This is a genomic window from Pseudomonas sp. IT-P74 (assembly GCF_949768175.1).
GTDB lineage: Bacteria > Pseudomonadota > Gammaproteobacteria > Pseudomonadales > Pseudomonadaceae > Aquipseudomonas.
Genome location: NZ_CATKQD010000004.1, coordinates 1 through 25152, shown reverse-complemented (window position 1 = coordinate 25152; position 25152 = coordinate 1). Strand labels below are relative to the sequence as shown.

Annotated in this window: 26 protein-coding genes and 1 tRNA gene; 16 read left to right on the top strand and 11 right to left on the bottom strand. The window is 60.1% G+C overall.

Translation table 11 applies throughout. From position 1 onward, the window contains the following. The first annotated feature begins 8 nt into the window (after window positions 1–8). The 4 genes from glnA to ntrC all read left to right on the top strand — a co-directional run bounded on the left by glnA (window position 9) and on the right by ntrC (window position 4866). Window positions 9–1415, top strand: coding sequence for a type I glutamate--ammonia ligase (glnA, locus tag ACM6J5_RS03805; RefSeq protein WP_008002929.1), 1407 nt, complete (start codon window positions 9–11; stop codon window positions 1413–1415). A gap of 143 nt (window positions 1416–1558) precedes the next feature. Beyond that, a complete protein-coding gene (locus tag ACM6J5_RS03800) occupies window positions 1559–2074 on the top strand; it encodes a DUF4124 domain-containing protein (protein WP_150672316.1) in 516 nt (171 codons plus the stop codon). A 273-nt stretch (window positions 2075–2347) separates the two neighbouring features. Further along, window positions 2348–3433 carry a nitrogen regulation protein NR(II) gene (glnL, locus tag ACM6J5_RS03795; protein ID WP_056725787.1) on the top strand — a complete coding sequence of 362 codons (1086 nt, stop codon included), beginning with the start codon at window positions 2348–2350 and terminating at the stop codon, window positions 3431–3433. After that, on the top strand, window positions 3430–4866 hold the full coding sequence (gene ntrC, locus ACM6J5_RS03790) for a nitrogen regulation protein NR(I) (RefSeq protein WP_046040882.1): 1437 nt from the start codon (window positions 3430–3432) through the stop codon (window positions 4864–4866). Before glnL ends, ntrC begins: the two co-directional genes overlap by 4 nt. Before the next feature lie 526 nt (window positions 4867–5392). Here the strand turns inward: ntrC and ACM6J5_RS03785 are convergent. Beyond that, a complete protein-coding gene (locus ACM6J5_RS03785) occupies window positions 5393–5833 on the bottom strand; it encodes a hypothetical protein (RefSeq protein WP_414927857.1) in 441 nt (146 codons plus the stop codon). On the opposite strand from ACM6J5_RS03785, the gene trmL reads away from it, so the two are divergent. Beyond that, window positions 5832–6287, top strand: coding sequence for a tRNA (uridine(34)/cytosine(34)/5-carboxymethylaminomethyluridine(34)-2'-O)-methyltransferase TrmL (gene trmL, locus ACM6J5_RS03780; protein WP_095942309.1), 456 nt, complete (start codon window positions 5832–5834; stop codon window positions 6285–6287). The genes ACM6J5_RS03785 and trmL overlap by 2 nt on opposite strands. A gap of 131 nt (window positions 6288–6418) precedes the next feature. On the opposite strand, the gene secB is transcribed toward trmL, so the two are convergent. Genes secB through ACM6J5_RS03765 form a run of 3 tightly spaced genes read right to left on the bottom strand, consistent with a single transcriptional unit; the run spans window position 6419 to window position 7630 of the window. Beyond that, a complete protein-coding gene (gene secB / locus ACM6J5_RS03775; protein ID WP_008047739.1) occupies window positions 6419–6904 on the bottom strand; it encodes a protein-export chaperone SecB in 486 nt (161 codons plus the stop codon). Window positions 6905–6960: 56 nt separating this feature from the next. Further along, entirely contained in the window at window positions 6961–7215 is a 255-nt protein-coding gene (gene grxC, locus ACM6J5_RS03770) for a glutaredoxin 3 (protein WP_008047737.1), read from the bottom strand. Between the two features lies 1 nt (window position 7216). Continuing rightward, window positions 7217–7630 (bottom strand): rhodanese-like domain-containing protein, encoded by a 414-nt coding sequence (locus tag ACM6J5_RS03765; RefSeq protein ID WP_095942308.1) that lies wholly within the window; start codon window positions 7628–7630, stop codon window positions 7217–7219. A 152-nt stretch (window positions 7631–7782) separates the two neighbouring features. Here ACM6J5_RS03765 and gpmI point away from each other — a divergent pair, with 152 nt between their 5' ends. The 4 genes from gpmI to ACM6J5_RS03745 all read left to right on the top strand — a co-directional run bounded on the left by gpmI (window position 7783) and on the right by ACM6J5_RS03745 (window position 12967). Continuing rightward, window positions 7783–9312: a 2,3-bisphosphoglycerate-independent phosphoglycerate mutase gene (gene gpmI, locus ACM6J5_RS03760; protein ID WP_414927856.1), complete on the top strand. Its 1530-nt coding sequence runs from the start codon at window positions 7783–7785 to the stop codon at window positions 9310–9312. A 230-nt stretch (window positions 9313–9542) separates the two neighbouring features. Then, window positions 9543–10838: a murein hydrolase activator EnvC family protein gene (locus ACM6J5_RS03755; RefSeq protein ID WP_095942306.1), complete on the top strand. Its 1296-nt coding sequence runs from the start codon at window positions 9543–9545 to the stop codon at window positions 10836–10838. A gap of 31 nt (window positions 10839–10869) precedes the next feature. Continuing rightward, on the top strand, window positions 10870–12189 hold the full coding sequence (locus tag ACM6J5_RS03750) for a S41 family peptidase (RefSeq protein ID WP_095942305.1): 1320 nt from the start codon (window positions 10870–10872) through the stop codon (window positions 12187–12189). A 1-nt stretch (window position 12190) separates the two neighbouring features. Then, a complete protein-coding gene (locus ACM6J5_RS03745) occupies window positions 12191–12967 on the top strand; it encodes a divergent polysaccharide deacetylase family protein (protein ID WP_414927855.1) in 777 nt (258 codons plus the stop codon). 127 nt (window positions 12968–13094) lie between these two features. On the opposite strand, the gene ACM6J5_RS03740 is transcribed toward ACM6J5_RS03745, so the two are convergent. The 7 genes from ACM6J5_RS03740 to ACM6J5_RS03710 all read right to left on the bottom strand — a co-directional run bounded on the left by ACM6J5_RS03740 (window position 13095) and on the right by ACM6J5_RS03710 (window position 18902). Next, window positions 13095–13850, bottom strand: a complete 756-nt coding sequence (locus tag ACM6J5_RS03740; RefSeq protein WP_095942303.1) for a substrate-binding periplasmic protein — start codon at window positions 13848–13850, stop codon at window positions 13095–13097. 71 nt (window positions 13851–13921) lie between these two features. Then, window positions 13922–14692 (bottom strand): imidazole glycerol phosphate synthase subunit HisF, encoded by a 771-nt coding sequence (gene hisF / locus ACM6J5_RS03735; protein WP_095058287.1) that lies wholly within the window; start codon window positions 14690–14692, stop codon window positions 13922–13924. Between the two features lie 9 nt (window positions 14693–14701). Beyond that, entirely contained in the window at window positions 14702–15439 is a 738-nt protein-coding gene (gene hisA, locus ACM6J5_RS03730; RefSeq protein ID WP_095942302.1) for a 1-(5-phosphoribosyl)-5-[(5-phosphoribosylamino)methylideneamino]imidazole-4-carboxamide isomerase, read from the bottom strand. A gap of 42 nt (window positions 15440–15481) precedes the next feature. Then, entirely contained in the window at window positions 15482–15742 is a 261-nt protein-coding gene (locus ACM6J5_RS03725; RefSeq protein ID WP_095942301.1) for a DUF2164 domain-containing protein, read from the bottom strand. Next, window positions 15743–16381, bottom strand: a complete 639-nt coding sequence (gene hisH / locus ACM6J5_RS03720) for an imidazole glycerol phosphate synthase subunit HisH (RefSeq protein WP_008047713.1) — start codon at window positions 16379–16381, stop codon at window positions 15743–15745. Next, a complete protein-coding gene (hisB, locus tag ACM6J5_RS03715) occupies window positions 16381–16974 on the bottom strand; it encodes an imidazoleglycerol-phosphate dehydratase HisB (RefSeq protein ID WP_003218037.1) in 594 nt (197 codons plus the stop codon). Before hisB ends, hisH begins: the two co-directional genes overlap by 1 nt. A gap of 263 nt (window positions 16975–17237) precedes the next feature. Further along, window positions 17238–18902 (bottom strand): OFA family MFS transporter, encoded by a 1665-nt coding sequence (locus tag ACM6J5_RS03710; RefSeq protein WP_150672310.1) that lies wholly within the window; start codon window positions 18900–18902, stop codon window positions 17238–17240. 231 nt (window positions 18903–19133) lie between these two features. Here ACM6J5_RS03710 and ACM6J5_RS03705 point away from each other — a divergent pair, with 231 nt between their 5' ends. The 7 genes from ACM6J5_RS03705 to ACM6J5_RS03675 all read left to right on the top strand — a co-directional run. After that, window positions 19134–19538, top strand: a complete 405-nt coding sequence (locus tag ACM6J5_RS03705; protein ID WP_414927854.1) for an acetyl-CoA sensor PanZ family protein — start codon at window positions 19134–19136, stop codon at window positions 19536–19538. 78 nt (window positions 19539–19616) lie between these two features. Then, window positions 19617–21848 (top strand): AsmA family protein, encoded by a 2232-nt coding sequence (locus tag ACM6J5_RS03700; protein ID WP_414927853.1) that lies wholly within the window; start codon window positions 19617–19619, stop codon window positions 21846–21848. Continuing rightward, window positions 21845–22912 carry an A/G-specific adenine glycosylase gene (mutY, locus tag ACM6J5_RS03695; protein WP_414927852.1) on the top strand — a complete coding sequence of 356 codons (1068 nt, stop codon included), beginning with the start codon at window positions 21845–21847 and terminating at the stop codon, window positions 22910–22912. The genes ACM6J5_RS03700 and mutY overlap by 4 nt, the downstream gene beginning before the upstream one ends. Beyond that, entirely contained in the window at window positions 22909–23181 is a 273-nt protein-coding gene (locus ACM6J5_RS03690) for an oxidative damage protection protein (RefSeq protein WP_007989188.1), read from the top strand. Before mutY ends, ACM6J5_RS03690 begins: the two co-directional genes overlap by 4 nt. Before the next feature lie 103 nt (window positions 23182–23284). Continuing rightward, a tRNA-Phe gene (locus tag ACM6J5_RS03685) sits at window positions 23285–23360 on the top strand. A 175-nt stretch (window positions 23361–23535) separates the two neighbouring features. Next, window positions 23536–23673: a hypothetical protein gene (locus tag ACM6J5_RS03680; protein WP_414927851.1), complete on the top strand. Its 138-nt coding sequence runs from the start codon at window positions 23536–23538 to the stop codon at window positions 23671–23673. Window positions 23674–23762: 89 nt separating this feature from the next. Further along, window positions 23763–25152, top strand: a 1390-nt coding sequence (locus ACM6J5_RS03675) for a calcium-binding protein (protein ID WP_414927850.1), incomplete at its 3' end; no start/stop codon positions are given.

The window sequence follows — 25152 nt, the reverse complement described above, 5'->3', positions numbered from 1 at the left end:
AGGACACTATGTCGAAGTCGGTTCAACTCATCAAAGATCATGACGTCAAGTGGATTGATCTGCGCTTCACGGACACCAAAGGCACTCAGCACCACGTGACCATGCCGGCTCGCGATGCGCTGGATGATGACTTCTTCGAAGTCGGCAAAATGTTCGACGGTTCCTCCATCGCTGGCTGGAAAGGCATCGAAGCCTCCGACATGATCCTGATGCCGGACGACTCCACCGCCGTCCTGGATCCGTTCACCGAAGAGCCGACCCTGATCCTGGTCTGCGACATCATCGAACCTTCGAGCATGCAAGGCTACGACCGCGACCCACGTGCGATCGCCAAGCGCGCCGAAGAGCACCTGAAAGCCACCGCTATCGGCGACACCGTATACGCCGGTCCAGAGCCAGAGTTCTTCATCTTCGACCAGGTGAAGTTCAAGTCCGACATTTCCGGTTCCATGTTCAAGATCTACTCTGAACAAGGTTCGTGGATGTCCGACCAGGACATCGAAGGCGGCAACAAAGGCCACCGTCCAGGCGTCAAAGGCGGCTACTTCCCGGTTCCGCCGTTCGACCACGACCACGAAATCCGTACCTCCATGTGCAACGCACTGGAAGAAATGGGCCTGACCGTCGAAGTTCACCACCACGAAGTGGCAACTGCCGGCCAGAACGAAATCGGCGTCAAGTTCAACACCCTGGTGAAGAAAGCCGACGAAACCCAAACCCTGAAGTACGTCGTGCACAACGTAGCCGATGCCTACGGTCGCACCGCGACCTTCATGCCTAAGCCTCTGTACGGCGACAACGGCTCGGGTATGCACGTACACATGTCCATCTGGAAAGATGGCAAGAACACCTTCGCTGGCGAAGGCTATGCCGGCCTGTCCGACACTGCCCTGTACTTCATCGGCGGCATCATCAAGCACGGTAAGGCCCTGAACGGCTTCACCAACCCGGCCACCAACTCCTACAAGCGTCTGGTTCCAGGCTTCGAAGCCCCAGTGATGCTGGCCTACTCGGCTCGCAACCGCTCCGCTTCGATCCGTATTCCTTACGTGTCGAGCCCGAAAGCCCGCCGTATTGAAGCACGCTTCCCGGATCCGGCTGCCAACCCGTACCTGTGCTTCGCCGCACTGCTGATGGCTGGCCTGGACGGCATCCAGAACAAGATCCACCCTGGCGATGCCGCTGACAAAAACCTGTACGACCTGCCGCCTGAAGAGGCCAAAGAGATCCCACAAGTTTGCGGCAGCCTGAAAGAAGCCCTGGAAGAGCTGGACAAAGGTCGTGCGTTCCTGACCAAAGGCGGCGTTTTCAGCGACGACTTCATCGACGCTTACATCGCCCTTAAAAGCGAAGAAGAAATCAAGGTACGTACCTTCGTACACCCACTGGAATACGAGCTGTACTACAGCTGCTGATCCGGTAGCGTCGCGACACGCGGCGTGACAAAAAGAGGCCTCCTTCGGGAGGCCTTTTTTATTGTCAGGATGTTCAGCGACTTGGGATAACCACCAACCCTGACCTATGCTGCAACCCTACGCTTTCGTTTCCGGTTGTTTTTATGGGTCGTGGTTTTCTTTTCATCCTGCTGCTGATCGCTCTGCCCGCCCTGGCGCAGATCTACAAGTACACGGACGCCAACGGCGCCACCGCGTACAGCAATCAACCGCCTGACGGTGTCAGCGCCCAACCGGTCAACTTGCCGCCCCTCAACAGCATCGAGCGCCAGCCTCCGGGCGAACCCGCGCCTGCTGCGCGGGCCGCCCATAGTGAACAACCCCTCAAGACCTATGAAGTGCTGGAGCTGACCGGTCTGCCTGCCAACGAAGCCCTGCGCGCCAACAACGGCACGTTCACCGTAACCGTACTGATCAAGCCGCGCCTGCAAGCCCCTCACCTGCTGCGCCTGCTGCTGGACGGTCAGCCGTACGGCGAGCCAGGCAACGTGCCGACCCTGCAACTGGTGAACATCGATCGCGGCGAACACAGCCTCGCCGTGCAAGTAGTCGATGGCGAAAACGTTGTCCAGCAGAGCCCCACCACGACCCTCACCGTGCAACGAGTGCACACGCGCTGAAGACCTGACTGCCGAGTGCCTGCCGGCATGCCCAAGACTTTTTAACCTTGTTCAGGTTTGCGCACTATATTGGTGCGATTGCTTGCACCGTACTCACATTCCAACCCATTTTGGTTCGAAAGTACCCGCGAAAGCTGGCAGAACGCCACGCAAACGAGCGTCAAACGCCTGTTTCAGGCCTCGAGCGCTTCTTTTCGGAGCCTTGGTTTGGTTTTTGCATTTTGCCCGTACCAGCGCTTTTTTTGCGCATGCTCTGCCCTAAAAGAGGTCCCGATGACCATTAGCGACGCGCTCCACCGTTTGCTACTCGACAACCTCACCACTGCCACGATCCTGCTCGACGCCGAACTGCGCCTCGAGTACATGAACCCGGCGGCGGAGATGCTGCTGGCAATCAGCGGTCAGCGCAGCCATGGGCAGTTCATCAGTGAGTTGTTCACCGAATCGACCGAGGCACTGAACTCGTTGCGCCAGGCCGTCGAACAGGCGCATCCGTTCACCAAGCGCGAAGCCATGCTCACCGCCCTCACCGGCCAGACCCTGACCGTCGACTACGCGGTAACGCCGATTCTGAGCAATGGCGACACGATGCTGCTGCTCGAAGTCCACCCCCGTGACCGCCTGCTGCGGATCACCAAGGAAGAAGCACAGCTGTCGAAACAGGAAACCAGCAAGATGCTGGTGCGCGGCCTTGCCCATGAAATCAAGAACCCCTTGGGCGGGATTCGCGGCGCGGCACAATTGCTGGCCCGGGAACTGCCGGAAGAAAGCCTGCGCGACTACACCAACGTCATCATCGAAGAAGCCGACCGCCTGCGTAATCTGGTGGACCGCATGCTCGGCTCCAACAAGCTGCCGTCGCTGGCCATGTGCAACATCCACGAAGTGCTGGAGCGTGTCTGCCATCTGGTGGAGGCCGAAAGCCAGGGCTGCATCACCTTGGTGCGCGACTACGATCCAAGCATCCCCGACGTCCTGATCGATCGCGAACAAATGATTCAGGCCGTGCTGAACATCGTGCGCAACGCCATGCAGGCCATCAGCAGCCAGAATGAACTGCGCCTGGGCCGCATCAGCCTGCGCACCCGCGCCATGCGCCAGTTCACCATCGGTCATGTGCGTCATCGCCTGGTGACCAAGATCGAGATCATCGATAACGGTCCGGGCATCCCGGCAGAGCTTCAGGAAACCATTTTCTTCCCCATGGTCAGCGGTCGTCCGGACGGTACCGGGCTGGGCCTGGCCATTACCCAGAACATCATCAGCCAGCACCAGGGCCTGATCGAATGTGACAGCCACCCCGGCCACACCACCTTCTCGATCTTTCTGCCACTGGAACAAGGAGCCACATCGACATGAGCCGTAGTGAAACCGTGTGGATCGTCGATGACGACCGTTCTATCCGTTGGGTCCTGGAAAAAGCCTTGCAACAGGAAGGCATGACCACGCAAAGCTTCGACAGCGCCGATGGCGTGATGAGCCGTCTGGCGCGCCAGCAGCCGGACGTGATCATCTCCGACATCCGCATGCCGGGTGCCAGTGGCCTGGAGCTTCTGGCGCGGATTCGCGAACAGCACCCACGGCTGCCAGTGATCATCATGACCGCGCACTCCGATCTGGACAGCGCTGTCGCGTCCTATCAGGGCGGCGCCTTCGAATACTTGCCCAAGCCGTTCGATGTCGACGAGGCGGTTTCCCTGGTCAAGCGCGCCAACCAGCACGCCCAGGAACAACAGGGCCTGGAAGTTGCCCCGACCCTGACCCGCACCCCGGAAATCATCGGCGAAGCGCCGGCGATGCAGGAAGTGTTTCGCGCCATCGGGCGCTTGAGCCATTCCAACATCACCGTGCTGATCAACGGTGAATCGGGTACCGGTAAAGAACTGGTGGCCCACGCGTTGCATCGTCACAGCCCGCGTGCCGCTTCGCCGTTCATTGCGCTGAACATGGCGGCGATCCCCAAAGACCTGATGGAATCCGAACTGTTCGGCCACGAGAAAGGCGCGTTCACGGGCGCCGCCAACCTGCGTCGCGGGCGTTTCGAGCAAGCTGATGGCGGTACGCTGTTCCTCGACGAAATCGGTGACATGCCCGCCGACACCCAGACTCGCCTGCTACGGGTACTGGCCGATGGCGAGTTCTACCGCGTCGGCGGTCATGTGCCGGTGAAGGTCGATGTGCGCATCATCGCCGCGACTCACCAGAATCTGGAAACCCTGGTGCACGCCGGGAAATTCCGAGAGGACTTGTTCCATCGCCTCAACGTGATCCGCATCCATATCCCGCGTCTGTCGGATCGCCGCGAAGACATCCCGACCCTGGCCAAGCACTTCCTCGGCCGCGCCGCCCAGGAGCTGGCAGTCGAGCCGAAGCTGCTGAAAAGCGAAACCGAGGAATACCTGAAGAACCTGCCGTGGCCGGGCAACGTGCGTCAGCTGGAGAACACCTGCCGCTGGATCACGGTGATGGCTTCGGGTCGCGAAGTGCACATCGGCGACCTGCCGCCGGAGTTGTTGAGCCTGCCGCAGGACTCGGCACCGGTCACCAACTGGGAACAGGCCCTGCGCCAGTGGGCTGACCAGGCCCTGGCCCGTGGTCAATCGAGCCTGCTCGACAGCGCCGTGCCGGCCTTCGAGCGAATCATGATCGAGACTGCCCTCAAGCACACCGCCGGTCGCCGCCGCGATGCCGCCGTCTTGCTGGGCTGGGGGCGTAATACCCTGACCCGCAAGATCAAGGAATTGGGCATGAAGGTTGATGGCGGGGATGATGATGAGGGGGATGAGGGTTAATCGGTCTTCCGATCTTCGCTGACAGTTACATCCAATCGCGAGCAGGCTCACTCCTACAGGGGAACGCATTCCAACTGTAGGAGTGAGCCTGCTCGCGATGCTTTTAGGGCCAGCATGCACCGCATCAATGCACGATGACCCGTGATCGGGCACATCCTGCCTTTCAAAATCCCGCCTGAAAACGTCAAAAATCCAAGTCTTTAAAAACACGAAAGCCCCGGTTTACGGGGCTTTCGCGTTTCTGATCCGCTTTTTTGTTTCAACAGATGAAAACCTGGCACGCCCCCTGCAGTACCTCTTACAGGTGATTCGATTCACCAACCCTTTCGGGGACCTTGGTACAGGCAGGCCGGGGATTCCCCTCTTTACATCGGGCTCACACCGCAACCGCGACGAGCCCAGCCGTTTTGGGGCCCTTGATACAGGCAGGTCAGGGGTTCCTTCTTTACACCAGGCTCAAACCGCATTCGCGACGAGCCTCCCGTTTTGGGGACCTTGGTACAGGCAGGCCGGGGATTCCCCTCTTTTATTGCTCCCGGAGATGGATCTCCAGCCGCCAGCGGTCTTCGACCTCGCTACCGGACCATTCACCCTGCAGGGGTCTGGCCGCCACCAGCGTCAGCAACACCCCCCCATCGCTCAAACGTACCCGCCAGTTCACGTCCTTGCCGCCGAACTTGAGTTGGCCTTTCTGCGCCTTGCCCTCGGCGTCAAACAGCAGCGCGACAGTGCCATCAACCATCTCGCCGTGGGTCTTGGGCTCATTGTTGAACCACACCACCAGCCCGTCATTCGTCACTTCCACCTGCTGCAACTGACTGAGGTCCGGCGCGGTCAGGCGACCGATCATCATCCCGACCATCACCCCGACAATCGCCAGCGAGCCCATTACCCGCAGGAATAGTTTCGAGCGCACGCCTTCTGGCGGCGTAGAATGCGCGTCATCTTTGCCTTCGGAGCCGTGCATGTTTCACGTCATCCTTTTCCAACCAGAAATTCCGCCGAATACCGGCAACGTTATCAGGCTGTGCGCCAACAGTGGCTGCCACCTGCATTTGATCGAACCGCTGGGCTTCGAGATGGACGACAAGCGCCTGCGCCGGGCCGGCCTCGATTACCATGAGTATGCCACCCTGCAACGCCACGCGGACCTCGCCAGCTGCCTGGAGAGCCTCGGCCATCCACGACTGTTCGCCTTCACCACCAAGGGCTCGCGGCCGTTCCACGATGCCAGCTTCGTCCCGGGCGACGCATTCCTGTTCGGCCCGGAAAGCCGTGGTTTGCCCGCCGACGTACTGGACGCCCTGCCCAGCGAACAACGCCTGCGTCTGCCGATGCGCGAGGGCTGCCGCAGCCTGAACCTGTCCAATACCGTGGCGGTGGCCGTTTACGAAGCCTGGCGTCAGAACGACTTCAAGTAACACCGCAAAGCAAATGTGGGAGCGAGCCTGCTCGCGAAAGCGGTGTGCCAGGCGACATTGATGTCATCTGATACGCCCTCTTCGCGAGCAGGCTCGCTCCCACATTGAATTACTGTGGCGATTGAAACCGTTTACTGAACGGTCGGAGTCTCGCCAGCAGCCTGCATGCGTTGCAGCTCTTGAGCGTACAGCGCATCGAAGTTCACCGGAGCCAGCATCAGTGCCGGGAACGAACCGCGGGTCACCAGGCTGTCCAGGGTTTCGCGAGCGTACGGGAACAGGATGTTCGGGCAGAACGCACCCAGGGTGTGGCTCATCGAAGCGTCATCCAGGTTCTTGATCAGGAAGATCCCGGCCTGTTGCACTTCAGCGATGAACGCCACTTCGTCACCGTTTTTCACGGTAACCGACAGGGTCAGCACGACTTCGTGGAAGTCGGCTTCCAGCGTCTTCTGACGGGTGTTCAGATCCAGACCGACGCTCGGCTCCCACTGCTGGCGGAAGATCGCCGGGCTTTTTGGAGCTTCGAAGGACAGGTCACGCACATAAATGCGCTGCAAGGAGAATTGCGGTGCAGTTTCTTCTTCGTTCGCAGCAGTGTTCTGTTGGTCAGTCATCGCAGATCCTTCTTGATCCAGGGTTCTTTTAGGTTTGCTTGTTTGGGGTATTGCCGTCAGGCCCTGAGCAACGCGTCGAGCTTGCCGGCGCGCTCCAGGGCGAACAGATCATCACAACCGCCCACGTGGGTGCTGCCGATCCAGATTTGCGGCACGGACGTACGCCCGGCTTTCTGGGCCATCGCAGCGCGCACCTGCGGCTTGCCATCGACCTTGATCTCTTCGAAGGCCACGCCTTTGTTCTCGAGCAGGTACTTGGCTCGCGAGCAGTAAGGGCAGTAATCGCTGGAATAGACGACGACGCTACTCATATCACTTCACCAGCGGCAGATTGTCGGCTTTCCAGCTGGAGATACCGCCGGACAGCTTGGCGGCGGTGAAGCCGGACTTCATCAATTCGCGGGCGTGGGTGCCGGCGGTCTGGCCCATGGCGTCGACCAGGATGATGGTCTTGGCCTTGTGCTTTTCCAGCTCGCCAACGCGGGCGGTCAGTTTGTCCTGGGGAATGTTCAACGCGCCGACAATGTGACCGGCGGCGAAATCCTTGGCTGGACGAATGTCGATCACCACGCCTGCGTCCTTGTTGACCAGCCCGGTCAGTTCGCCGGTGCTCAGGCTACGGCCGCCGCCCTGCATTTGATAGGCAATCAGCAACGCCAGCAGTACGACGAAGATACCGACGAGAATGTAGTGGTTAGTGGCAAATTGAATCAGGTTAGCAACCATCGAAGGAGGTTCCAGGGCGTTAAAATGTCGGCCAGTATACACAGCCACTATGGTGGGCCAAACCCCGTCCGGCGGTGACGCGGCCGGAACTTCGCTTTAAACTGCGACTCCCTTCTCCATCGCCCCTTTTTACTTAAGCCAGAGCGGATTCCATGACTACCACGCCTAAACCTTTGGTCCTGATGATTCTCGACGGCTTCGGTCACAGCGACAATCCCGAATCCAACGCCATTTTCGCGGCGAACAAGCCTGTACTGGATCGTCTGTGGGCCACCGTGCCGAACGGCCTGATCTCGGGCAGCGGCATGGACGTCGGCCTGCCGGATGGCCAGATGGGCAACTCCGAAGTCGGCCACATGAACCTGGGCGCCGGCCGCGTGGTGTATCAGGACTTCACTCGCGTGACCAAATCGATCCGCGACGGCGAGTTCTTCGAGAACCCGACCATCTGCGCCGCCGTGGACAAGGCCGTCGCCGCCGGCAAAGCCGTGCACTTCATGGGCCTGCTGTCCGATGGCGGCGTGCATAGCCACCAGGATCACCTGGTCGCCATGGCCGAACTGGCCTTCAAGCGCGGCGCACAAAACATCTACCTGCACGCCTTCCTCGACGGTCGCGACTCTCCGCCGAAAAGCGCGCAGTCGTCGATCGAACTGCTCGACGCGACCTTCCAGGCCCTGGGCAAAGGCCGGATCGCCAGCATCATTGGCCGCTACTACGCCATGGACCGCGACAACCGCTGGGACCGCGTGTCCCAGGCCTACAACCTGATTGTCGATGGCCAGGGCGAATTCAACGCCGCCACCGCTCAGGAAGGCCTGCAAGCGGCCTACGAACGTGGCGAGAGCGACGAATTCGTCAAAGCCACCTCCATCGGCGAGCCGGTAAAAGTCGAAGACGGCGATGCCGTGGTGTTCATGAACTTCCGCGCCGACCGTGCCCGCGAGCTGACCCGCGTGTTCGTTGAAGACAATTTCAGTGAGTTCGAGCGTGCCCGCCAGCCGAAACTGGCCGGTTTCGTCATGCTGACCCAATACGCCGCCAGCATCCCTGCGCCGTCGGCTTTCGCGGCCGGCAGCCTGGAAAACGTGCTGGGCGACTATCTGGCGAAAAACGGCAAGACTCAGCTGCGCATCGCCGAAACCGAAAAATATGCCCACGTGACCTTCTTCTTCTCCGGCGGCCGCGAAGAACCGTTCCCGGGCGAAGAGCGCATCCTGATTCCGTCGCCGAAAGTCGCCACCTATGACTTGCAGCCGGAAATGAGCGCACCTGAAGTCACCGACCGCATCGTCGACGCCATCGAAAACCAGCGTTACGACGTGATCGTGGTCAACTACGCCAACGGCGACATGGTCGGTCACAGCGGCGTGTTCGAAGCAGCGGTCAAGGCCGTCGAATGCCTGGACCTGTGCGTGGGCCGCATCGTCGATGCCCTGGAAAAGGTCGGCGGTGAAGCCTTGATCACCGCCGACCATGGCAACGTCGAGCAAATGTCCGATGAAACCACCGGCCAGGCGCACACGGCGCACACCACCGAACCGGTACCGTTCATCTATGTCGGCAAGCGCGACTTGAAGGTTCGCGAGGGCGGTGTGCTGGCAGACGTGGCGCCAACCATGCTCAAGTTGCTGGGCCTTGAGCAACCGGCGGAAATGACCGGGACTTCGATTCTGGTCTGATTGGTTCTCCAAAACGCCACAAAACCCTGTAGGAGCGAGCCTGCTCGCGATAGCAATCTGACAGTCAATATCGATATTGAATGTCAGGACGCCATCGCGAGCAGGCTCGCTCCTACAGTGGGTTTGCGGTGTTTTTCGATCCAGTTATCACACAGTCAGAAATGGGCATTTTTTTTGCCGCCCATGGCGGGCATACTAGGCCGTCCCTTTCCCTGGTGCCGCCCGCCCCTATGCTCCGCATCCTGACTGCCCTAGCCCTGACATGCCTGCTCCAACCGGCTTTCGCTGACGAGCGCGCAGATACCCAACAACAGTTGGACGCCACGCGTCAGGACATTGCCGAGCTGAAGAAGCTGCTGGGCAAGTTGCAGGAAGAAAAGTCCGGTGTACAGAAAGAGCTCAAGGGCACCGAAACCGAAATGGGCAAGCTCGAAAAGCAGGTCGACGCCCTGCAAAAAGAGCTGAAGAAAAGCGAAGCCGAGCTGCAGCGACTCGATGCGGAGAAAAAAAAACTCCAGAGCGCGCGCATTGAACAGCAACGACTGATCGCCATTCAGGCCCGGGCGGCCTACCAGAACGGTCGCCAGGAATACCTCAAGCTGCTGCTCAACCAGCAGAATCCGGAAAGATTCGCCCGTACCCTCACCTATTACGACTACCTGAGCCAGGCTCGCCTGGAACAGTTGAAGAATTTCAACGAAACCCTGCGCCAACTGTCCAATGTCGAGAAAGACATCGCCATGCAGCAGGCGCAATTGCTGGTGCAGCAAAGCAGCCTCGACACCCAGCGTGACGAGCTCGAGAAAGTCCGCAAGGAGCGCCAGCAAGTCCTGGCCAAGCTCAATGACGACGTAAAGGCTCGCGATCAGAAACTGGCGGCGCGCGAGCAGGATCAGGCAGACCTGTCTAAAGTCCTTAAAACCATTGAAGAAACCTTGGCACGCCAGGCTCGTGAGGCAGAAGAAGCGCGGCAAAAAGCGCTGATTGCCCAGCAGGAAGCCGAAAAAAAGCGTTTACGTGAGGCCCAGGCGCAGGCAGATGCCAGCGATGACGCCCCACGCAAGCCAGTCAGATCGTCACCCGGCGCACTGGTTTCCAGTTCCGGCGAGACCTTTGGCGGTCCGTTTGCGTCAACCCGCGGCAAACTTCCCTGGCCTGTCGATGGTCGACTGCTGGCGCGCTACGGTGAAAGCCGTGGCGACGATGCCCGGACCAAGTGGGATGGCGTGATGATCAGCGCGTCTGCCGGCAGCACCGTGCATGCGGTGCATGGTGGTCGTGTAGTGTTTGCCGATTGGCTGCGAGGCGCCGGGTTGCTGGTGATCCTCGACCACGGCAACGGTTTCTTGAGTCTTTATGGTCACAACCAGACGCTGCTCAAGTCTGCGGGTGATGTGGTTAAAGCCGGTGAGTCCATCTCCACTGTCGGCAGCAGTGGCGGGCAAGACACGCCAGCGCTGTATTTTGCTATTCGTCAGCAGGGTCACCCGAGTGATCCGGCGCAATGGTGCCGCGCGCAAGGATAAGTGCGTTACCTAATTCAGGAGTTTGTTAGACATGCTGCATTTGTCCCGCCTTACCTCGCTGGCCCTGACGATCGCCCTGGTGATCGGCGCGCCTCTGGCGTTTGCCGCTCAACCAGCGCCGGCGGTTGCGCCTGCGGGCACTGCCGCGACCACCAAGGCGCCATTGCCGCTGGATGAGTTGCGCACCTTTGCCGAGGTGATGGACCGGATCAAGGCCGCTTATGTCGAACCGGTGGACGACAAGACCCTGCTGGAAAACGCCATCAAGGGCATGCTCAGCAACCTCGATCCGCATTCGGCCTACCTGGGCCCTGAAGATTTCGCCGAGTTGCAGGAAAGCACCAGCGGTGAATTCGGCGGCCTGGGCATTGAAGTCGGTGCCGAAGACGGCTTCATCAAGGTGGTGTCGCCCATTGACGACACTCCGGCCTCCAAGGCCGGCATTCAGGCCGGCGACTTCATCGTCAAGATCAACGGCCAGCCGACCCGCGGCCAGAGCATGACCGAAGCCGTGGACAAGATGCGCGGCAAGATCGGCCAGAAAATCACCCTGACCCTGGTCCGCGACGGTGGCACGCCGTTCGACGTGACCCTGACCCGCGCCGTCATTCAAGTGAAGAGCGTGAAGAGCCAGTTGCTGGAATCGGGCTACGGCTACATCCGCATCACCCAGTTCCAGGTCAAGACCGGCGAAGAAGTCTCCAAGGCCCTGGCCAAAATGCGCAAGGAAAACGGCAAGAAGCTCAAGGGCATCATTCTCGACTTGCGCAACAACCCGGGCGGCGTGTTGCAGGCGGCGGTGGAAGTGGTCGACCACTTCATCACCAAGGGCCTGATCGTTTACACCAAGGGCCGCATCGCCAACTCCGAGCTGCGTTTCTCTGCCACCGGCAAGGACGAAAGCGAAGCCGTGCCGATGGTCGTATTGATCAACGGTGGCAGTGCCTCGGCTTCGGAAATCGTCGCCGGTGCCCTGCAGGACCAGAAACGCGCAGTCGTCATGGGCACCACCAGCTTCGGCAAAGGCTCGGTACAAACCGTGCTGCCGCTGAACAACGAGCGCGCATTGAAGATCACCACGGCGCTGTATTACACGCCGAACGGTCGCTCCATCCAGGCCCAGGGCATCGTGCCGGACATCGAAGTACGCAAGGCCAAGATCACCAGCGAGCAAGACAGCGATTACTTCAAGGAAGCTGACTTGCAGGGTCACCTGGGCAATGGCAATGGCGGCGCCGACAAACCGACCGGTTCCAGCGGCAAAGCCAAGCCGATGCCGCAGGACGATGATTACCAATTGGCCCAGGCCCTGAGCCTGCTCAAAGGGCTGAGCATCACGTCCGGCCGTTGAGATGCTTCTACGGTTACTGATCGGTCTATTGTTTTGTCTGGCGGGTGTTGCTCACGCAGAACCCGTCGGATCGACGCCCCACAAAGCCTACCTGAGCCTGATCATCGATGACCTGGGGCAGAACCTGCCCCGGGATCGCCGCGTGCTTGCCCTGCCTGGCCCTGTGGCCACAGCGATCATGCCCGACACGCCCCACGCCACCGAATTCGCCCGCGAAGCCCATCGCGCCGGTAAGATCGTCATCCTGCACATGCCCATGGACCCGGCCACCGGACCGTTTGCCTGGCACCCCGAGTTGCCCATCGAAGAGCTGGAAAAACGCCTGGATGCCGCGTTCAAAAGGGTCCCGTACACCAGCGGCATCAACAACCACATGGGCAGCCGCATGACCGCACAGTCAGCCGCCATGGCGTGGTTGATGGCGGATTTGCAGCGCCGGCATAAACTCTTCGTCGACAGCCGCACCAGCGCCCAGACCGTGGCCGCTGCCCAAGCGCAGAAGATCGGTTTGGCGAGCGTTTCGCGGGATGTGTTTCTCGACGATGAGCGTACTGAAGCGGCGATCCTGACCCAGTTGCAGACCGCGATCAGCCTCGCGCACAAGCAGGGTTCGGCGGTGATGATCGGGCATCCGTATCCGCAGACACTTGCGGTGCTGGAGCGCGAACTGCCCAAGCTGAAAGCCCAGGGAATCGAGTGGATCGATATCAAGCAAATGATCAGTGTGCGCGGTAACCGGGCGACGGCTGCGCATGGGAAGGATGGGGTGTACCGCTAATCCGCGGGCACCACCAAACAACTGTGTGCGAGCCTGCTCGCGATGGGGTCATGACAGTCACTGCAAATGTCGACTGTAAAACCGCTTTCGCGAGCAGGCTCGCTCCCACATTGATATGTGCAGGGCTCTACAGATACTGCGCCATGATCTCGTCCACCCGGCCTTCCTTGCGCATCTGGTCCAGCGCCGCCTGGAGCTTGGCCACCGTCTCGTCCGGCACATCCTTGTTCAGCGCCAGGTACAGTTCAGCACTGTTGAAACGCAATACGGTTTTCAACCCGCTGACCCCGTCCTGGCGCGCCAGATAGCGCCCGGCCGGGTCACCGGTGGCCCACAGGTCGATCTGGCCGTTGACCAGTTTTTTCGCGTTGTCTTGATCACGCAGCACAACAATAGGATTGAGCCCCTGCTTGGCCAGCGTCTCGGCAATCGCATCGCCCTTGTAGGCGCCGATCTTGTATTTGCGCGCGTCATTGAGAGTTTCGAGAGTGATCTTGCTATCGGCCCTGGCCAACATGATCCAGTCGTCCGGGCCAATCGGGCCGACCCATTTGAAGAGTTTTTCACGATCGGGCAGACGCGCCATCACAAAGGCACCGTAACCGGGGTTTTCCAGAGCCAGTTTGTACACCCGCTCCCAAGGGAAACGCAGCGTCAGGCTGTAGGTAATGTCGGCGCGCTTGAACATCTCGCGGACGATGTCCACGGCAATGCCATTGATGTTCTCGTCCTGAGCGAAGTTCTTGCCGTTCTTCGCCATGTTGTACGGCGGGAAGTTCTCCGTCAGCAACACCAGGTCGGTATCGGGGCTGTCTTTAGCGTTTGCTCCGTTGATCAACAACAGAGATGCGCTGGCGAGGACGAGAAGAAAGCGTTTAAGCATGTCTGGCTACCGAAATCCATGGCGTACCCAAGAGTGCCTTGGGTACGCCATGGTGTCCACTGGCCTGTTGTTTAACGCATCACGATTGCGCGATGGGCCATATAGGCCTTGGCTTCCTGCACCGTGTATTCGCCGAAGTGGAAAATACTCGCCGCCAGTACCGCGCTGGCGTGGCCTTCGATAATGCCGTCGGCCAGGTGTTGCAGGTTGCCGACACCGCCGGAGGCGATCACCGGAATGCCCAGCGCATCACTGATCGCGCGGGTGACACCCAGGTCGAAACCGTTTTTCATGCCGTCCTGGTCCATGCTGGTCAGCAGGATTTCGCCGGCACCCAGGCCTTCCATTTTCTTCGCCCACTCAACGGCGTCGAGGCCGGTTGGCTTGCGACCGCCATGGGTGAAAATTTCCCAGCGCGGGGTTTCGCCCGGCCCGGAAACCTTCTTCGCGTCGATGGCCACCACGATGCATTGCGAGCCGAAATGCTGCGCGGCTTCACCGACAAACTCCGGGTTGAACACTGCTGCGGTGTTGATCGAAACCTTGTCCGCACCGGCATTGAGCAGGTTGCGGATGTCCTGCACGGTACGCACGCCACCGCCCACGGTCAGCGGGATGAACACCTGGCTGGCCATGCGCTCGACGGTGTGCAACGTGGTGTCGCGGCCGTCGACGCTGGCGGTGATGTCGAGAAAGGTAATCTCGTCGGCACCCTGCTCGTCGTAGCGACGGGCGATTTCCACCGGGTCACCGGCGTCGCGGATGTTTTCGAATTTCACACCCTTGACCACCCGGCCGTTGTCCACGTCCAGGCAAGGGATGATGCGTTTGGCCAGCGCCATGATCAGTCCTCAGCCTTTGTACGAATCGCAGAAAGCTTGCGCTTGAGCGACGTCGAGGGTGCCTTCGTAAATCGCTCGGCCCGTGATCGCACCGATGATGCCTGGCGCCTTGGCGTCGAGCAGGGTCTTGATGTCACCCAGGTTGTGGATACCGCCGGAAGCGATCACCGGGATCTTCGTGGCAGCAGCCAGTGCGGCGGTGAACGGTACGTTGCAGCCCTGCATCATGCCGTCTTTGGCGATGTCGGTATAAACGATCGAAGACACGCCGTCGGCTTCAAACTGCTTGGCCAGGTCGATCACCTGGATGGTGCTGATTTCAGCCCAGCCGTCAGTGGCGACAAAACCGTCCTTGGCATCCAGGCCCACGATGATTTTGCCCGGGAACGCGCGGCAGGCTTCAGCGACGAAGGCCGGATCTTTCACAGCCTTGGTGCCGATGATCACGTAGCTCACGCCCGCTTTCACGTAGTGCTCGATGGTTTCCAGGGAGCGGATACCGCCGCCGATCTGGATCGGCAGGTTCGGATAACGCTTGGCGATGGCGGTGACCACCTCGCCGTTGACTGGCTGGCCTTCGAAGGCGCCGTTCAGGTCGACCAGATGCAGACGGCGGCAACCGCCCTCCACCCACTTGGCAGCCATGCTCACCGGGTCATCGGAGAACACCGTGGAATCTTCCATACGGCCCTGGCGCAGACGAACACAGGCACCGTCTTTAAGATCGATAGCGGGAATAATCAGCATCTGGCAAACCTTCAAATTTGAATGATCAGCTTGGCTCGGAAATCAGTTTTTCTCGAGCGCCCACAGGTCGCTTTCGATGCTTTCGAACCTCTCTTTGAGATGCGCCTGCACATCGAAAATCGCCCTGTTGTAATAGTGCGGAGCAATTTCACGGGTAAACAGCTCAAGAATCTCCGCCGCCTCGAACGAGCCGAGGTCGAGTTCGAAGCGGTCTTCCATGAAACGCTTGATCTTGCGATTGGCCTCGCTCTCCTGCTCGGGAGTGAGGGTCAGAATCGGCGGCTTGGATTTCTTGGTTGCCATTTACCAGCGACCGTCCCACGCAGCGAAGTTCTGCAGCAATTGCAGGCCATGGGTATGGCTTTTCTCCGGGTGGAACTGCACGGCGAAACGCGAGCCTTCGGCCAGCGCAGCGGCGAAATCGACACCGTAGTGACCGCCACCCACCACTTGCCGCGCGTTGGCGGCAGCGATGTAGTAGCTGTGCACGAAGTAGAACCGCGCCATGTCCGGAATGTCGTGCCACAGCGGGTGACTGACCTTCTGCTTCACTTCGTTCCAGCCCATGTGCGGGACTTTCAGGTGTTCGCCGTCTTCGACCAGATCCTTGCCGAAGAACTTCACCGCGCCCGGGAACAGGCCGATGCAGTCGACACCGTCGTTCTCTTCGCTGGTATCGAGCAAGGCTTGCATGCCCACGCAGATGCCAAGGAACGGACGGTCCTGGCTGACTTCACGCACCAGCGAATCGAAACCGAGGCGACGGATCTCCGCCATGCAATCGCGAATCGCGCCGACACCTGGGAAAACCACCCGGTCGGCTTCGCGAATCACGTTGGCATCGCTGGTGATCAGCACCTTGCCTGCACCCACGTGTTCGAGGGCTTTGGCCACCGAGTGCAGGTTGCCCATGCCGTAATCGATAACCGCGACTGTCTGCATTACAGGACGCCTTTGGTCGAAGGCATTTGCCCGGCCATGCGGTCATCGAGCTCCACGGCCATGCGCAGGGCGCGGCCGAAAGCCTTGAACACGGTTTCGATCTGGTGGTGGGTGTTGGTGCCACGCAGGTTGTCGATGTGCAGGCTGACCAATGCGTGATTGACGAAGCCCTGGAAGAATTCCTGGAACAGGTCAACGTCGAAGCCGCCAACGGTGGCGCGGGTGTACGGCACGTGCATCTGCAGGCCTGGACGGCCGGAGAAGTCGATCACCACGCGCGACAGCGCTTCATCGAGCGGCACGTAGGCGTGGCCGTAGCGACGGATGCCTTTCTTGTCGCCGATGGCTTTGGCAAACGCCTGGCCGAGGGTGATACCGACGTCTTCCACCGTGTGGTGGTCATCGATATGCAGGTCGCCCTTGCTGACAATATCCAGGTCGATCAACCCGTGACGGGCGATCTGGTCCAGCATGTGCTCAAGAAAAGGAACACCGATATCGAATCGGGCCTTTCCGGTGCCATCGAGGTTGATCGAGGCTTTGATCTGGGTTTCCAGAGTGTCGCGCTCGACAGACGCCTTACGTTCGGCCATCACCAGCTCCGCAAAATCATTGGGCGAAAAAGGCAGCCATTATAGGCGTGCGGGCGCCAAACAGAAACACGCGAGGTGATATCCCTGACGGAGTGAATTCGGGGGTGTCGGCGATAGACATGTCCATACAAGCCATTTCAGACACCCCAAAACAACTGTAGGAGCGAGCCTGCTCGCGATGAGGGTCGTTCATTCAACATTTCTGTCGACTGTCAGACCGCTATCGCGAGCAGGCTCGCTCCTACAGGGATAGTGCGTTTTACTTAGTGAAACAGCACCGCCGTCTTCTGCAGGGTCACCCACACACCCCACGCCAGCGGAATACCCACCACCAGCCATGCCGCAATCGCCAGCGGCTTGGTGCCCGGCGCGGCTTTCCACTCCAGCACGGTGCTGCTGTCAGCGCCTTTGTCATGGCCCAGCGCCTGCTCGGCGGCCAGTTCGGCGTCGGTCATGAAGTACTTGTCCGCCACCGGACGCACCAGCAGGTTGCACAGGAAGCCCAGCACCAGCAGGCCGGCGAGGATGTACAGGGTGATGTCGTAAGCCGCCGCACGCTCGACGCCGATGCTCAGCTGATACTCACGCAGGTAGTTCACCAGCACCGGACCGAGCACACCGGCAGCAGCCCACGCCGTCAGCAGACGACCGTGAATCGCACCGACCATTTGCGTACCGAACAGGTCCGCCAGATACGCCGGAACAGTCGCGAAACCACCGCCATACATCGACAGGATGATGCAGAACGCCGCCACGAACAGCGCGATGCTGCCCAGGTGACCCAGGTTCGGAATCAGTCCGTACAGGGCAAAGCCCAGGGCGAAGAACACGAAGTAAGTGTTTTTGCGGCCCAGGTAGTCCGAGAACGAAGCCCAGAAGAAGCGCCCGCCGATGTTGAACAGACTGAGCAAACCGGTGAAACCGGCAGCAATGGCGGCGATCGAAGCCAGTTGCGAGGCATCCAGTTGACCGAAGGACAGGTCATTGCCCAGCAACTTGCCAGCGAACACTTCCTGCAACAGCGGCGATGCCATGCCGAGGATGCCGATACCGGCCGATACGTTCAGGCACAGCACCAGCCATACCAGACGGAACTGCGGCGTCTTCCAGGCCACATTCACGTGAACATGGCGATGAGTGATCATTGCGTTCGAGGCTTTTTTCGCCGGGGCCGTCCAGCCTTCAGGCTTCCAGCCGGTTGGCGGAACGCGGTAGGACAGCGCGCCACCGATCATGAACACGAAGTAGATCGCGGCCATCACCAGGAAGCTCTGCCACACGCCGACGCTGGTTGGCGAAGCGAAATGCCCCATCAGCGCCGCCGCCAGTGGAGCGCCGACCATTGCGCCGCCGCCGAAGCCCATGATTGCCATGCCGGTCGCCATGCCGCGCTTGTCCGGGAACCATTTGATCAGGGTCGACACCGGCGAAATGTAGCCCAGGCCCAGGCCGATACCGCCAATGACCCCGGAGCCGATCCACATCAGCCAGATCTGGTGGGTATAGACCCCCAGCGCCGAAATCAGCAGGCCGCCGCACCAGCACAGCGCCGATACGACCCCGGCCTTGCGCGGTCCGGCATGTTCCAGCCAGCCACCCCAGATGGCGGCCGAGCAACCGAGGAAGATGAAGAACAGGGTGTAGATCCAGCCGAGCATCGAGATCGGCCAGTCACACTGGGACGAAAAGACTTGTGCGATAAAACCCATGTCCGGTGCGCAGGCCACTGGAGCGGTGATGCCCAGCGCCTTGGACAGCGGCAACCAGAACACCGAAAAGCCATAGGCCATGCCGATGCACAGGTGGATGGCCAGCGCGGCCGGTGGCACCAGCCAACGGTTGAAACCGGGCTTGGCGATGATCCGCTCCTTGGACAGGAACGCAGGCTGGTCGGCGCTGAAGCCGTCCGCCGTGATGCTCGTGGTCATTGTGTATCCCCCAATTGTCAGTATGGTTCGCCAGCCACAGCCCACTCCCGGCCTCTATGCACGCAGACATGACCGTTTTATCGGTGGAGCACCTTGTTGTGCGACAACAGGTCGCAGAAGGACGGACGAACGGGCAAAGGTTACCATTTGCAAGTGACAGAAAAACCAAACTGACATCACCTTTTGTACGTCAACTGATCTCTATCGCTTCATGACCCCACAGGAATCACCATGCCGATCATTGTCGAGCCGTTGAACCAAGCCACTGCCCAGGATCGGCAGGATCTGCAGAAGATCTACTGCGACGCCCCGGACTGGCTGTTCGCCCCTTTTTCCGGGGCCGCGCAGTTGATCGAAGACTGTTTGCGCGACGGCACACTGATCGCCGGACGCTTCAATGATCGCCTGCTGGGCGCGGCCCGCTTGCAAAGGCACCAAGACGCCTGGCACTTGTCCCAAATATGTGTGCGAAAAATTACCCGCCGCCGTGGTGTTGCCGAGCGACTGGTCGCCGAAGCCCGGAAAATGGCCGCGCAATCGGGCATGCCCCTGCGCCTGCTGGCGCCTGTCGGGCATCTGGAGGCTCAGGCGCTGGCCGCGAAGCTGAAACTGCCGCTGGACGTATTGCCGGCGTGATCACTGACCGGTCGTCTGTTCGGGGGCGCTATACTCCTCGGCTAAATTTTGAATTCGATTAACTACAAGGACTCGCCCATGAAAGCGTTCGGCAAAATCCTGGGTCTGGTACTTCTCGGGCTGTTGCTGATCATTGTGGCGCTGGGCTTTGCCCTGACCCACCTCTTCGATCCCAACGACTACAAAGACGAGATTCGCCAGATTGCCCGCGACAAGGCCCACATCGAGCTGACGCTCAATGGCGATATCGGCTGGAGCCTGTTCCCGTGGCTGGGCCTGGAGCTGCACGACGCCAGTGTGGCGACCCTGGTCAAGCCGGCCGAACCGTTCGCCGACCTGCAAATGCTGGGTCTGTCGGTGCGCGTACTGCCGCTGCTGCGCCGTGAAGTGCAAATGAGCGATGTGCGCGTCGAAGGCCTGAACCTGCGCCTGAACCGTGACAAGGACGGCCACGGCAATTGGCAAGACGTCGGCAAGGTGCCGGCAGCGGCCAACACCGACACGACCAGTACTGCGCCCGCGGAGAGTGAACCTGCACCCGCGACCAGCGTCGCGGCCGAAAAACCGCCGCAGCCGATCCGCCTGGACATCGACAGCCTGACCGTGAACAACGCACGGGTCGAATACAGCGACGAAAAAACCGGCAAGAGCTTCAGCGCCGAAAGCATCCAGTTGAGCACCGGTGCGGTTCACGACTCCGTCAACATTCCACTCAAGCTCACGGCATTCCTGTCAGCCAACCAGCCGGCACTGCGAGTGCGTACCGAGCTCAACGGTGAGGTGCGCATCGCACGCGCACTGCAGCGCTATCAGCTAGAAGACATGAAGCTGTCCGGTGAAGTGACCGGCGACCCGTTGCAAGGCAAGACCATGACATTCTCCGCCCAGGGCCAGTTGGTGCTGGACAAGGCCGCCAATGTCGCCGAATGGACCGGCATCAAGATCTCCGCCAACCAGTTGCGGGCACTGGGTGAACTGAAGGTCAACGACCTCGACAAGACCCCGCAAGTCAGCGGCGGCATCTCGATCGCCCAGTTCGACCTGGCGAAATTCGTCGACAGTATCGGCCAGAAACTCCCGGCCATGGCCGAAGGCAGCCTGAGCAAGGTCGAGCTTGTCAGCCGTCTGGCGGCAACACCCACCAGCCTGACGCTCGACGACATCAACCTGAAAGTCGACGACAGCACCTTCAGCGGCCGCATTGCCGTCGAAGACTTCGCAAAACAATCGCTACGTGCAGCGCTCAAGGCCGACACCTTCAACGTCGACCGTTACCTGCCGCCGAAGTCCGCCGAAGCCAATAGCGCAACACAAGTGCGTCAGGCCGAAGTCGCCAGCACCGAAGCCGATGCCATGGCTGGCGCCGGCAGCACTCCGTTGCCACCCGCGCCGACCAAGGACGCCTGGAGCAGCGATCGCCTGTTGCCCGTGGAACGCTTGAGCAAGCTCGATGTGGACGCCGACCTGACCTTCGGCCAGTTGACCCTGAAAAAATTGCCGATCCATAACGCGGCGCTCAAGGCCACCGGCCAGGGCGGCCTGCTGACGCTGGCCAACCTGCGTGGCGACCTGTACGAGGGCAACTTCGAAACCACCGGCACGCTCGATGTGCGCCAACCCGTGCCGGCACTGAATCTGCAGACGAAGATCAGCCGGGTACCGGCTGAAAAAATCCTCGAAAGCCAGGGCAAGAACCCGCCGGTCAAAGGCCTGGTCACGCTCAACAGCAGCCTGACCGGCAGCGGCAACAGCCAGAAAGCGTTGATCGAAACCCTCAACGGCAACGCCAGTTTCGTCATCAACAATGGCGTGCTGCTCAACGCCAACCTCGAGCAACAGCTGTGCAAAGGCATCGCCACGCTCAACCGCAAAACCCTCAACGGTGAGCCGCGGGGCAAGGACACACCGTTCCAGGAGCTCAAGGGCAACCTGACCTTGCGTAACGGCGTGGCCAGCAATCCGGACCTGAAAGCGCGCATCCCGGGCATGACCGTCAACGGTGACGGTGACATCGATCTGCGAGTGCTGGGCATGGACTACCGCGTCGGCATCATCGTCGAAGGCGATACCAGCGCCATGCCGGACCCGGCCTGTCAGGTCGGCGACAAGTTTGTCGGCATCGAGTGGCCACTGCGCTGCCGCGGCCCTCTGGAGCTGGGCGCCAAGGCTTGCCGTTTGGATAACGACCGCATGAGCCAGGTCGCGTCCAAACTGGCTGGCGACAGGATCAGCGAAAAAATCGACGAGAAATGGGGCGACAAGGTCGACCCGAAACTGAAAGACGCGCTCAAGGAGCTGTTCAAGCGATGAGAGCCGAGCAGTTTTCAATGGCGGTGCTGGACTGGTTCGACCGCCACGGCCGACACGATTTACCCTGGCAGCAAGACATCAACCCGTATCGGGTGTGGGTCTCGGAAATCATGCTGCAGCAGACCCAGGTCAGCACCGTGCTGAATTACTTCGACCGTTTCATGGCCTCGTTGCCGACGGTCGAGGCCCTGGCGGCGGCACCGGAAGACGAAGTGCTGCACCTGTGGACGGGCCTGGGCTACTACACCCGCGCACGCAATTTGCAGAAGACCGCGAAGATCGTCGTCGAGCAGTACGGCGGCCAATTCCCCCGAGACGTGGAAAAGCTCACTGATCTGCCGGGGATCGGCCTGTCCACCGCCGGCGCCATTGCCAGCATCAGCATGGGCCTGCGCGCGCCGATCCTCGACGGCAACGTCAAACGGGTGCTGGCGCGATTTACCGCACAAGAGGGCTACCCCGGCGAGCCCAAGGTCGCCAAACAGCTCTGGGCGAACGCTGAGCGTTTTACGCCGCACGATCGGGTCAACGCCTACACCCAGGCAATGATGGATCTGGGCGCCACGCTCTGCACCCGCAGCAAGCCGAGCTGCCTGCTGTGCCCGCTGGAAAAGGGCTGTGAAGCGCACATGCTCGGCCTGGAAACCCGCTATCCGATCCCCAAGCCACGCAAGGCCATCCCGCAGAAACGCACGTTGATGCCGATGCTCGCCAACAACGACGGCGCGATCCTGCTTTACCGTCGCCCGTCCACGGGCCTGTGGGGCGGTTTGTGGAGCCTGCCGGAACTCGACGACCTCGACGACCTGCCGCACCTGGCATCGCAGCACTCGCTGAAACTGGGCACTCAACAGGCATTGCCAAGCCTGGTGCACACCTTCAGCCATTTTCAGTTATCCATCGAACCCTGGCTGGTTCAGGTCCAGGAGTCCGGCCATCACGTGGCCGAGGCCGACTGGCTCTGGTATAACCTCGCCACCCCGCCGCGCCTGGGCCTTGCCGCCCCGGTCAAAACCTTGCTCGAACGCGCGGCCGCCGTATTGAACGCAGGAGAGTCGTCATGACCCGCACCATCATGTGCCGCAAGTACAAAGAAGAATTGCCAGGCCTGGAGCGCGCTCCCTTCCCGGGCGCCAAAGGCCAGGACATTTTTGACCACGTCTCGCAAAAGGCCTGGGCCGACTGGCAGAAGCACCAGACCCTGCTGATCAACGAAAAACGCCTGAACATGATGAACGCCGAAGATCGCAAATATCTTCAGGGCGAGATGGACAAGTACTTCTCCGGCGAGGATTACGCCAAGGCCGAAGGCTACGTGCCGCCGTCGGAATAACCCCGATTTATCGGGGGTCGGAACGTAAGCGACGGTAATAATTAAATTTTTTTTGAAAACTTGCTTGACGACCCCCTGAAAAACCCGTTTAATGCGCCCCGTTGCCCAGATAGCTCAGTCGGTAGAGCAGGGGATTGAAAATCCCCGTGTCGGCGGTTCGATTCCGTCTCTGGGCACCAAATACCGAAAACCCTGAATCGCAAGATTCAGGGTTTTTTTATGCCTGCGATTTAATGGTCGCCGGACCAAGCCCCTATCCACCCGGCCCTAACTCCAACTCCCCCCCCCCCCAACCAAGTACCTCCGAAAACAAACACCCAAGGCCGTATCGACGGTGCCTTCAGCTTCATCGGGATGAGCGCTTTCGCCAGCAATACGACCGGGCAACTACCGTTCGCCAGCGGCATGGCTCATGGCAGCACCGATACCGTCTCGGCCGCCGAATTCGAAATACAACTGGAAGAGGCAAGCAGCCTGAAGCCACCGATTTGAATACCTGAATGATGGCAGTTTGACGCCACCGTTTTGCACTGTAAACTGCAGGTCACTTCAGTTTTCTCTTTGCGCAAAAGGAATTTGCAATGCCAATCCTGGGCGAAATCCGCGTCAACCCTACGACTGGCTATCATTCCGAGCCCTCCCTCACGGCCCTGAAAGATGGTGGTTACATCGTGGCGTGGAGCGATCAGGGAACAAGCACCACCGATTACATCTACACCCAGCGCTATAACGCCAGTGGCGTGAAGGTAGGCGGGCCAGCCCTCGTCAACAACGTTACGAACAGCGCACAGGAAGATCCCACCATTACCGCATTGGCCAACGGTGGCTACGTAGTCACCTGGCAATCGGATAGCTTCGACGACATGTCGGACATCGCCGCCCAGGTCTACAACGCCAATGGCGTCAAGGTTGGAGGTGAGCTACTCGTCAACACAACCAGAAACGGCATCCAGGACAGCGCAGAGATCACCGCGCTTAAAGACGGCGGCTTTGTGGTGTCCTGGGCTTCGTACGGTCAGGACGGCAGCGGCTGGGGCGGTTACCTGCAGCGCTATAACGCCAACGGGGCAAAGGTAGGTGTAGAAACACGCGTCTCCACCACCACTCAATACGATCAGGATGGCCCTACCGTCACCGGCCTCGCCGATGGCGGCATGATGGTGGTTTGGGAGGGTAACGGAAAAGACGATACGTCCGGCATCTTCGGTCAACGGTTCAAGGCCGACGGCAGTAAATCGGGCGGAGAAATTCGCATCAATACCAGGGTTACCGACGATCAGACTGACCCCATGATCAAGGTGCTCAGTAGCGGTAACTATGTCGTCACCTGGCAATCAGCTCCCGACGATGGCGATGGCAATGACGAAACCGATGCCCCTGGCGACGTCTACGCGCAGCTTTTCAATGCCGCTGGCGTAAAAGTGGGTGCAGAAACCCGGGTGAACACCACCACCGCTGGCAATCAGGAAGAGCCCAATGTCACCGCCATGACAGATGGCGGTTATCTGGTGACCTGGGCAGGCCAAGGCATCGGTGATGTAAATGGCATCTTCGCTCAACTCTTCAATGCCAGCGGCGTCAAGGTTGGTACCGAAACCCGCATCAACACCACCACTACCGGCAACCAATCGTTCGGCCAGGTTACTGCATTGACCGATGGCGGCTATGTGATTGCCTGGGAGTCCCATGGGGTGAATGGGCAGGTTGACATCTATACCCAGCGCTTTGACGCGAGCGGCAACAAGGTTTCCAGCCTGACAGGCGATGCCCTGGCCAACACCCTGACCTGGACCAGCGCCGGCAGCGTGATCATTGACGGCGGCGCGGGTAACGACACACTGACAGGTGGCCGCGCCAATGATCATCTGAACGGTGGCGTCGGCAATGACTCGCTCAACGGCGCTGCCGGTGCCGACCGCCTGATCGGCGGCGATGGTTCCGACTTCTACTTCGTCGACAATGCCGGCGATA

What these genes read in the sequence shown, in the direction of transcription:
- hisF (WP_095058287.1), bottom strand. Translation starts at nt 14,692, where the DNA reads ATGGCGCTGGCCAAACGCATCATCCCTTGCCTGGACGTGGACAACGGC.
- hisA (WP_095942302.1), bottom strand. Translation starts at nt 15,439, where the DNA reads ATGCTGATTATTCCCGCTATCGATCTTAAAGACGGTGCCTGTGTTCGT.
- gpmI (WP_414927856.1), top strand. Translation starts at nt 7,783, where the DNA reads ATGACTACCACGCCTAAACCTTTGGTCCTGATGATTCTCGACGGCTTC.
- ACM6J5_RS03765 (WP_095942308.1), bottom strand. Translation starts at nt 7,630, where the DNA reads ATGGTTGCTAACCTGATTCAATTTGCCACTAACCACTACATTCTCGTC.
- trmL (WP_095942309.1), top strand. Translation starts at nt 5,832, where the DNA reads ATGTTTCACGTCATCCTTTTCCAACCAGAAATTCCGCCGAATACCGGC.
- glnA (WP_008002929.1), top strand. Translation starts at nt 9, where the DNA reads ATGTCGAAGTCGGTTCAACTCATCAAAGATCATGACGTCAAGTGGATT.
- ACM6J5_RS03680 (WP_414927851.1), top strand. Translation starts at nt 23,536, where the DNA reads ATGAGCGCTTTCGCCAGCAATACGACCGGGCAACTACCGTTCGCCAGC.
- ACM6J5_RS03800 (WP_150672316.1), top strand. Translation starts at nt 1,559, where the DNA reads ATGGGTCGTGGTTTTCTTTTCATCCTGCTGCTGATCGCTCTGCCCGCC.
- ACM6J5_RS03750 (WP_095942305.1), top strand. Translation starts at nt 10,870, where the DNA reads ATGCTGCATTTGTCCCGCCTTACCTCGCTGGCCCTGACGATCGCCCTG.
- mutY (WP_414927852.1), top strand. Translation starts at nt 21,845, where the DNA reads ATGAGAGCCGAGCAGTTTTCAATGGCGGTGCTGGACTGGTTCGACCGC.
- hisB (WP_003218037.1), bottom strand. Translation starts at nt 16,974, where the DNA reads ATGGCCGAACGTAAGGCGTCTGTCGAGCGCGACACTCTGGAAACCCAG.
- ACM6J5_RS03700 (WP_414927853.1), top strand. Translation starts at nt 19,617, where the DNA reads ATGAAAGCGTTCGGCAAAATCCTGGGTCTGGTACTTCTCGGGCTGTTG.
- hisH (WP_008047713.1), bottom strand. Translation starts at nt 16,381, where the DNA reads ATGCAGACAGTCGCGGTTATCGATTACGGCATGGGCAACCTGCACTCG.
- ACM6J5_RS03740 (WP_095942303.1), bottom strand. Translation starts at nt 13,850, where the DNA reads ATGCTTAAACGCTTTCTTCTCGTCCTCGCCAGCGCATCTCTGTTGTTG.
- ACM6J5_RS03785 (WP_414927857.1), bottom strand. Translation starts at nt 5,833, where the DNA reads ATGCACGGCTCCGAAGGCAAAGATGACGCGCATTCTACGCCGCCAGAA.
- ntrC (WP_046040882.1), top strand. Translation starts at nt 3,430, where the DNA reads ATGAGCCGTAGTGAAACCGTGTGGATCGTCGATGACGACCGTTCTATC.
- ACM6J5_RS03710 (WP_150672310.1), bottom strand. Translation starts at nt 18,902, where the DNA reads ATGACCACGAGCATCACGGCGGACGGCTTCAGCGCCGACCAGCCTGCG.
- ACM6J5_RS03755 (WP_095942306.1), top strand. Translation starts at nt 9,543, where the DNA reads ATGCTCCGCATCCTGACTGCCCTAGCCCTGACATGCCTGCTCCAACCG.
- ACM6J5_RS03690 (WP_007989188.1), top strand. Translation starts at nt 22,909, where the DNA reads ATGACCCGCACCATCATGTGCCGCAAGTACAAAGAAGAATTGCCAGGC.
- ACM6J5_RS03705 (WP_414927854.1), top strand. Translation starts at nt 19,134, where the DNA reads ATGCCGATCATTGTCGAGCCGTTGAACCAAGCCACTGCCCAGGATCGG.
- glnL (WP_056725787.1), top strand. Translation starts at nt 2,348, where the DNA reads ATGACCATTAGCGACGCGCTCCACCGTTTGCTACTCGACAACCTCACC.
- ACM6J5_RS03745 (WP_414927855.1), top strand. Translation starts at nt 12,191, where the DNA reads ATGCTTCTACGGTTACTGATCGGTCTATTGTTTTGTCTGGCGGGTGTT.
- grxC (WP_008047737.1), bottom strand. Translation starts at nt 7,215, where the DNA reads ATGAGTAGCGTCGTCGTCTATTCCAGCGATTACTGCCCTTACTGCTCG.
- secB (WP_008047739.1), bottom strand. Translation starts at nt 6,904, where the DNA reads ATGACTGACCAACAGAACACTGCTGCGAACGAAGAAGAAACTGCACCG.
- ACM6J5_RS03725 (WP_095942301.1), bottom strand. Translation starts at nt 15,742, where the DNA reads ATGGCAACCAAGAAATCCAAGCCGCCGATTCTGACCCTCACTCCCGAG.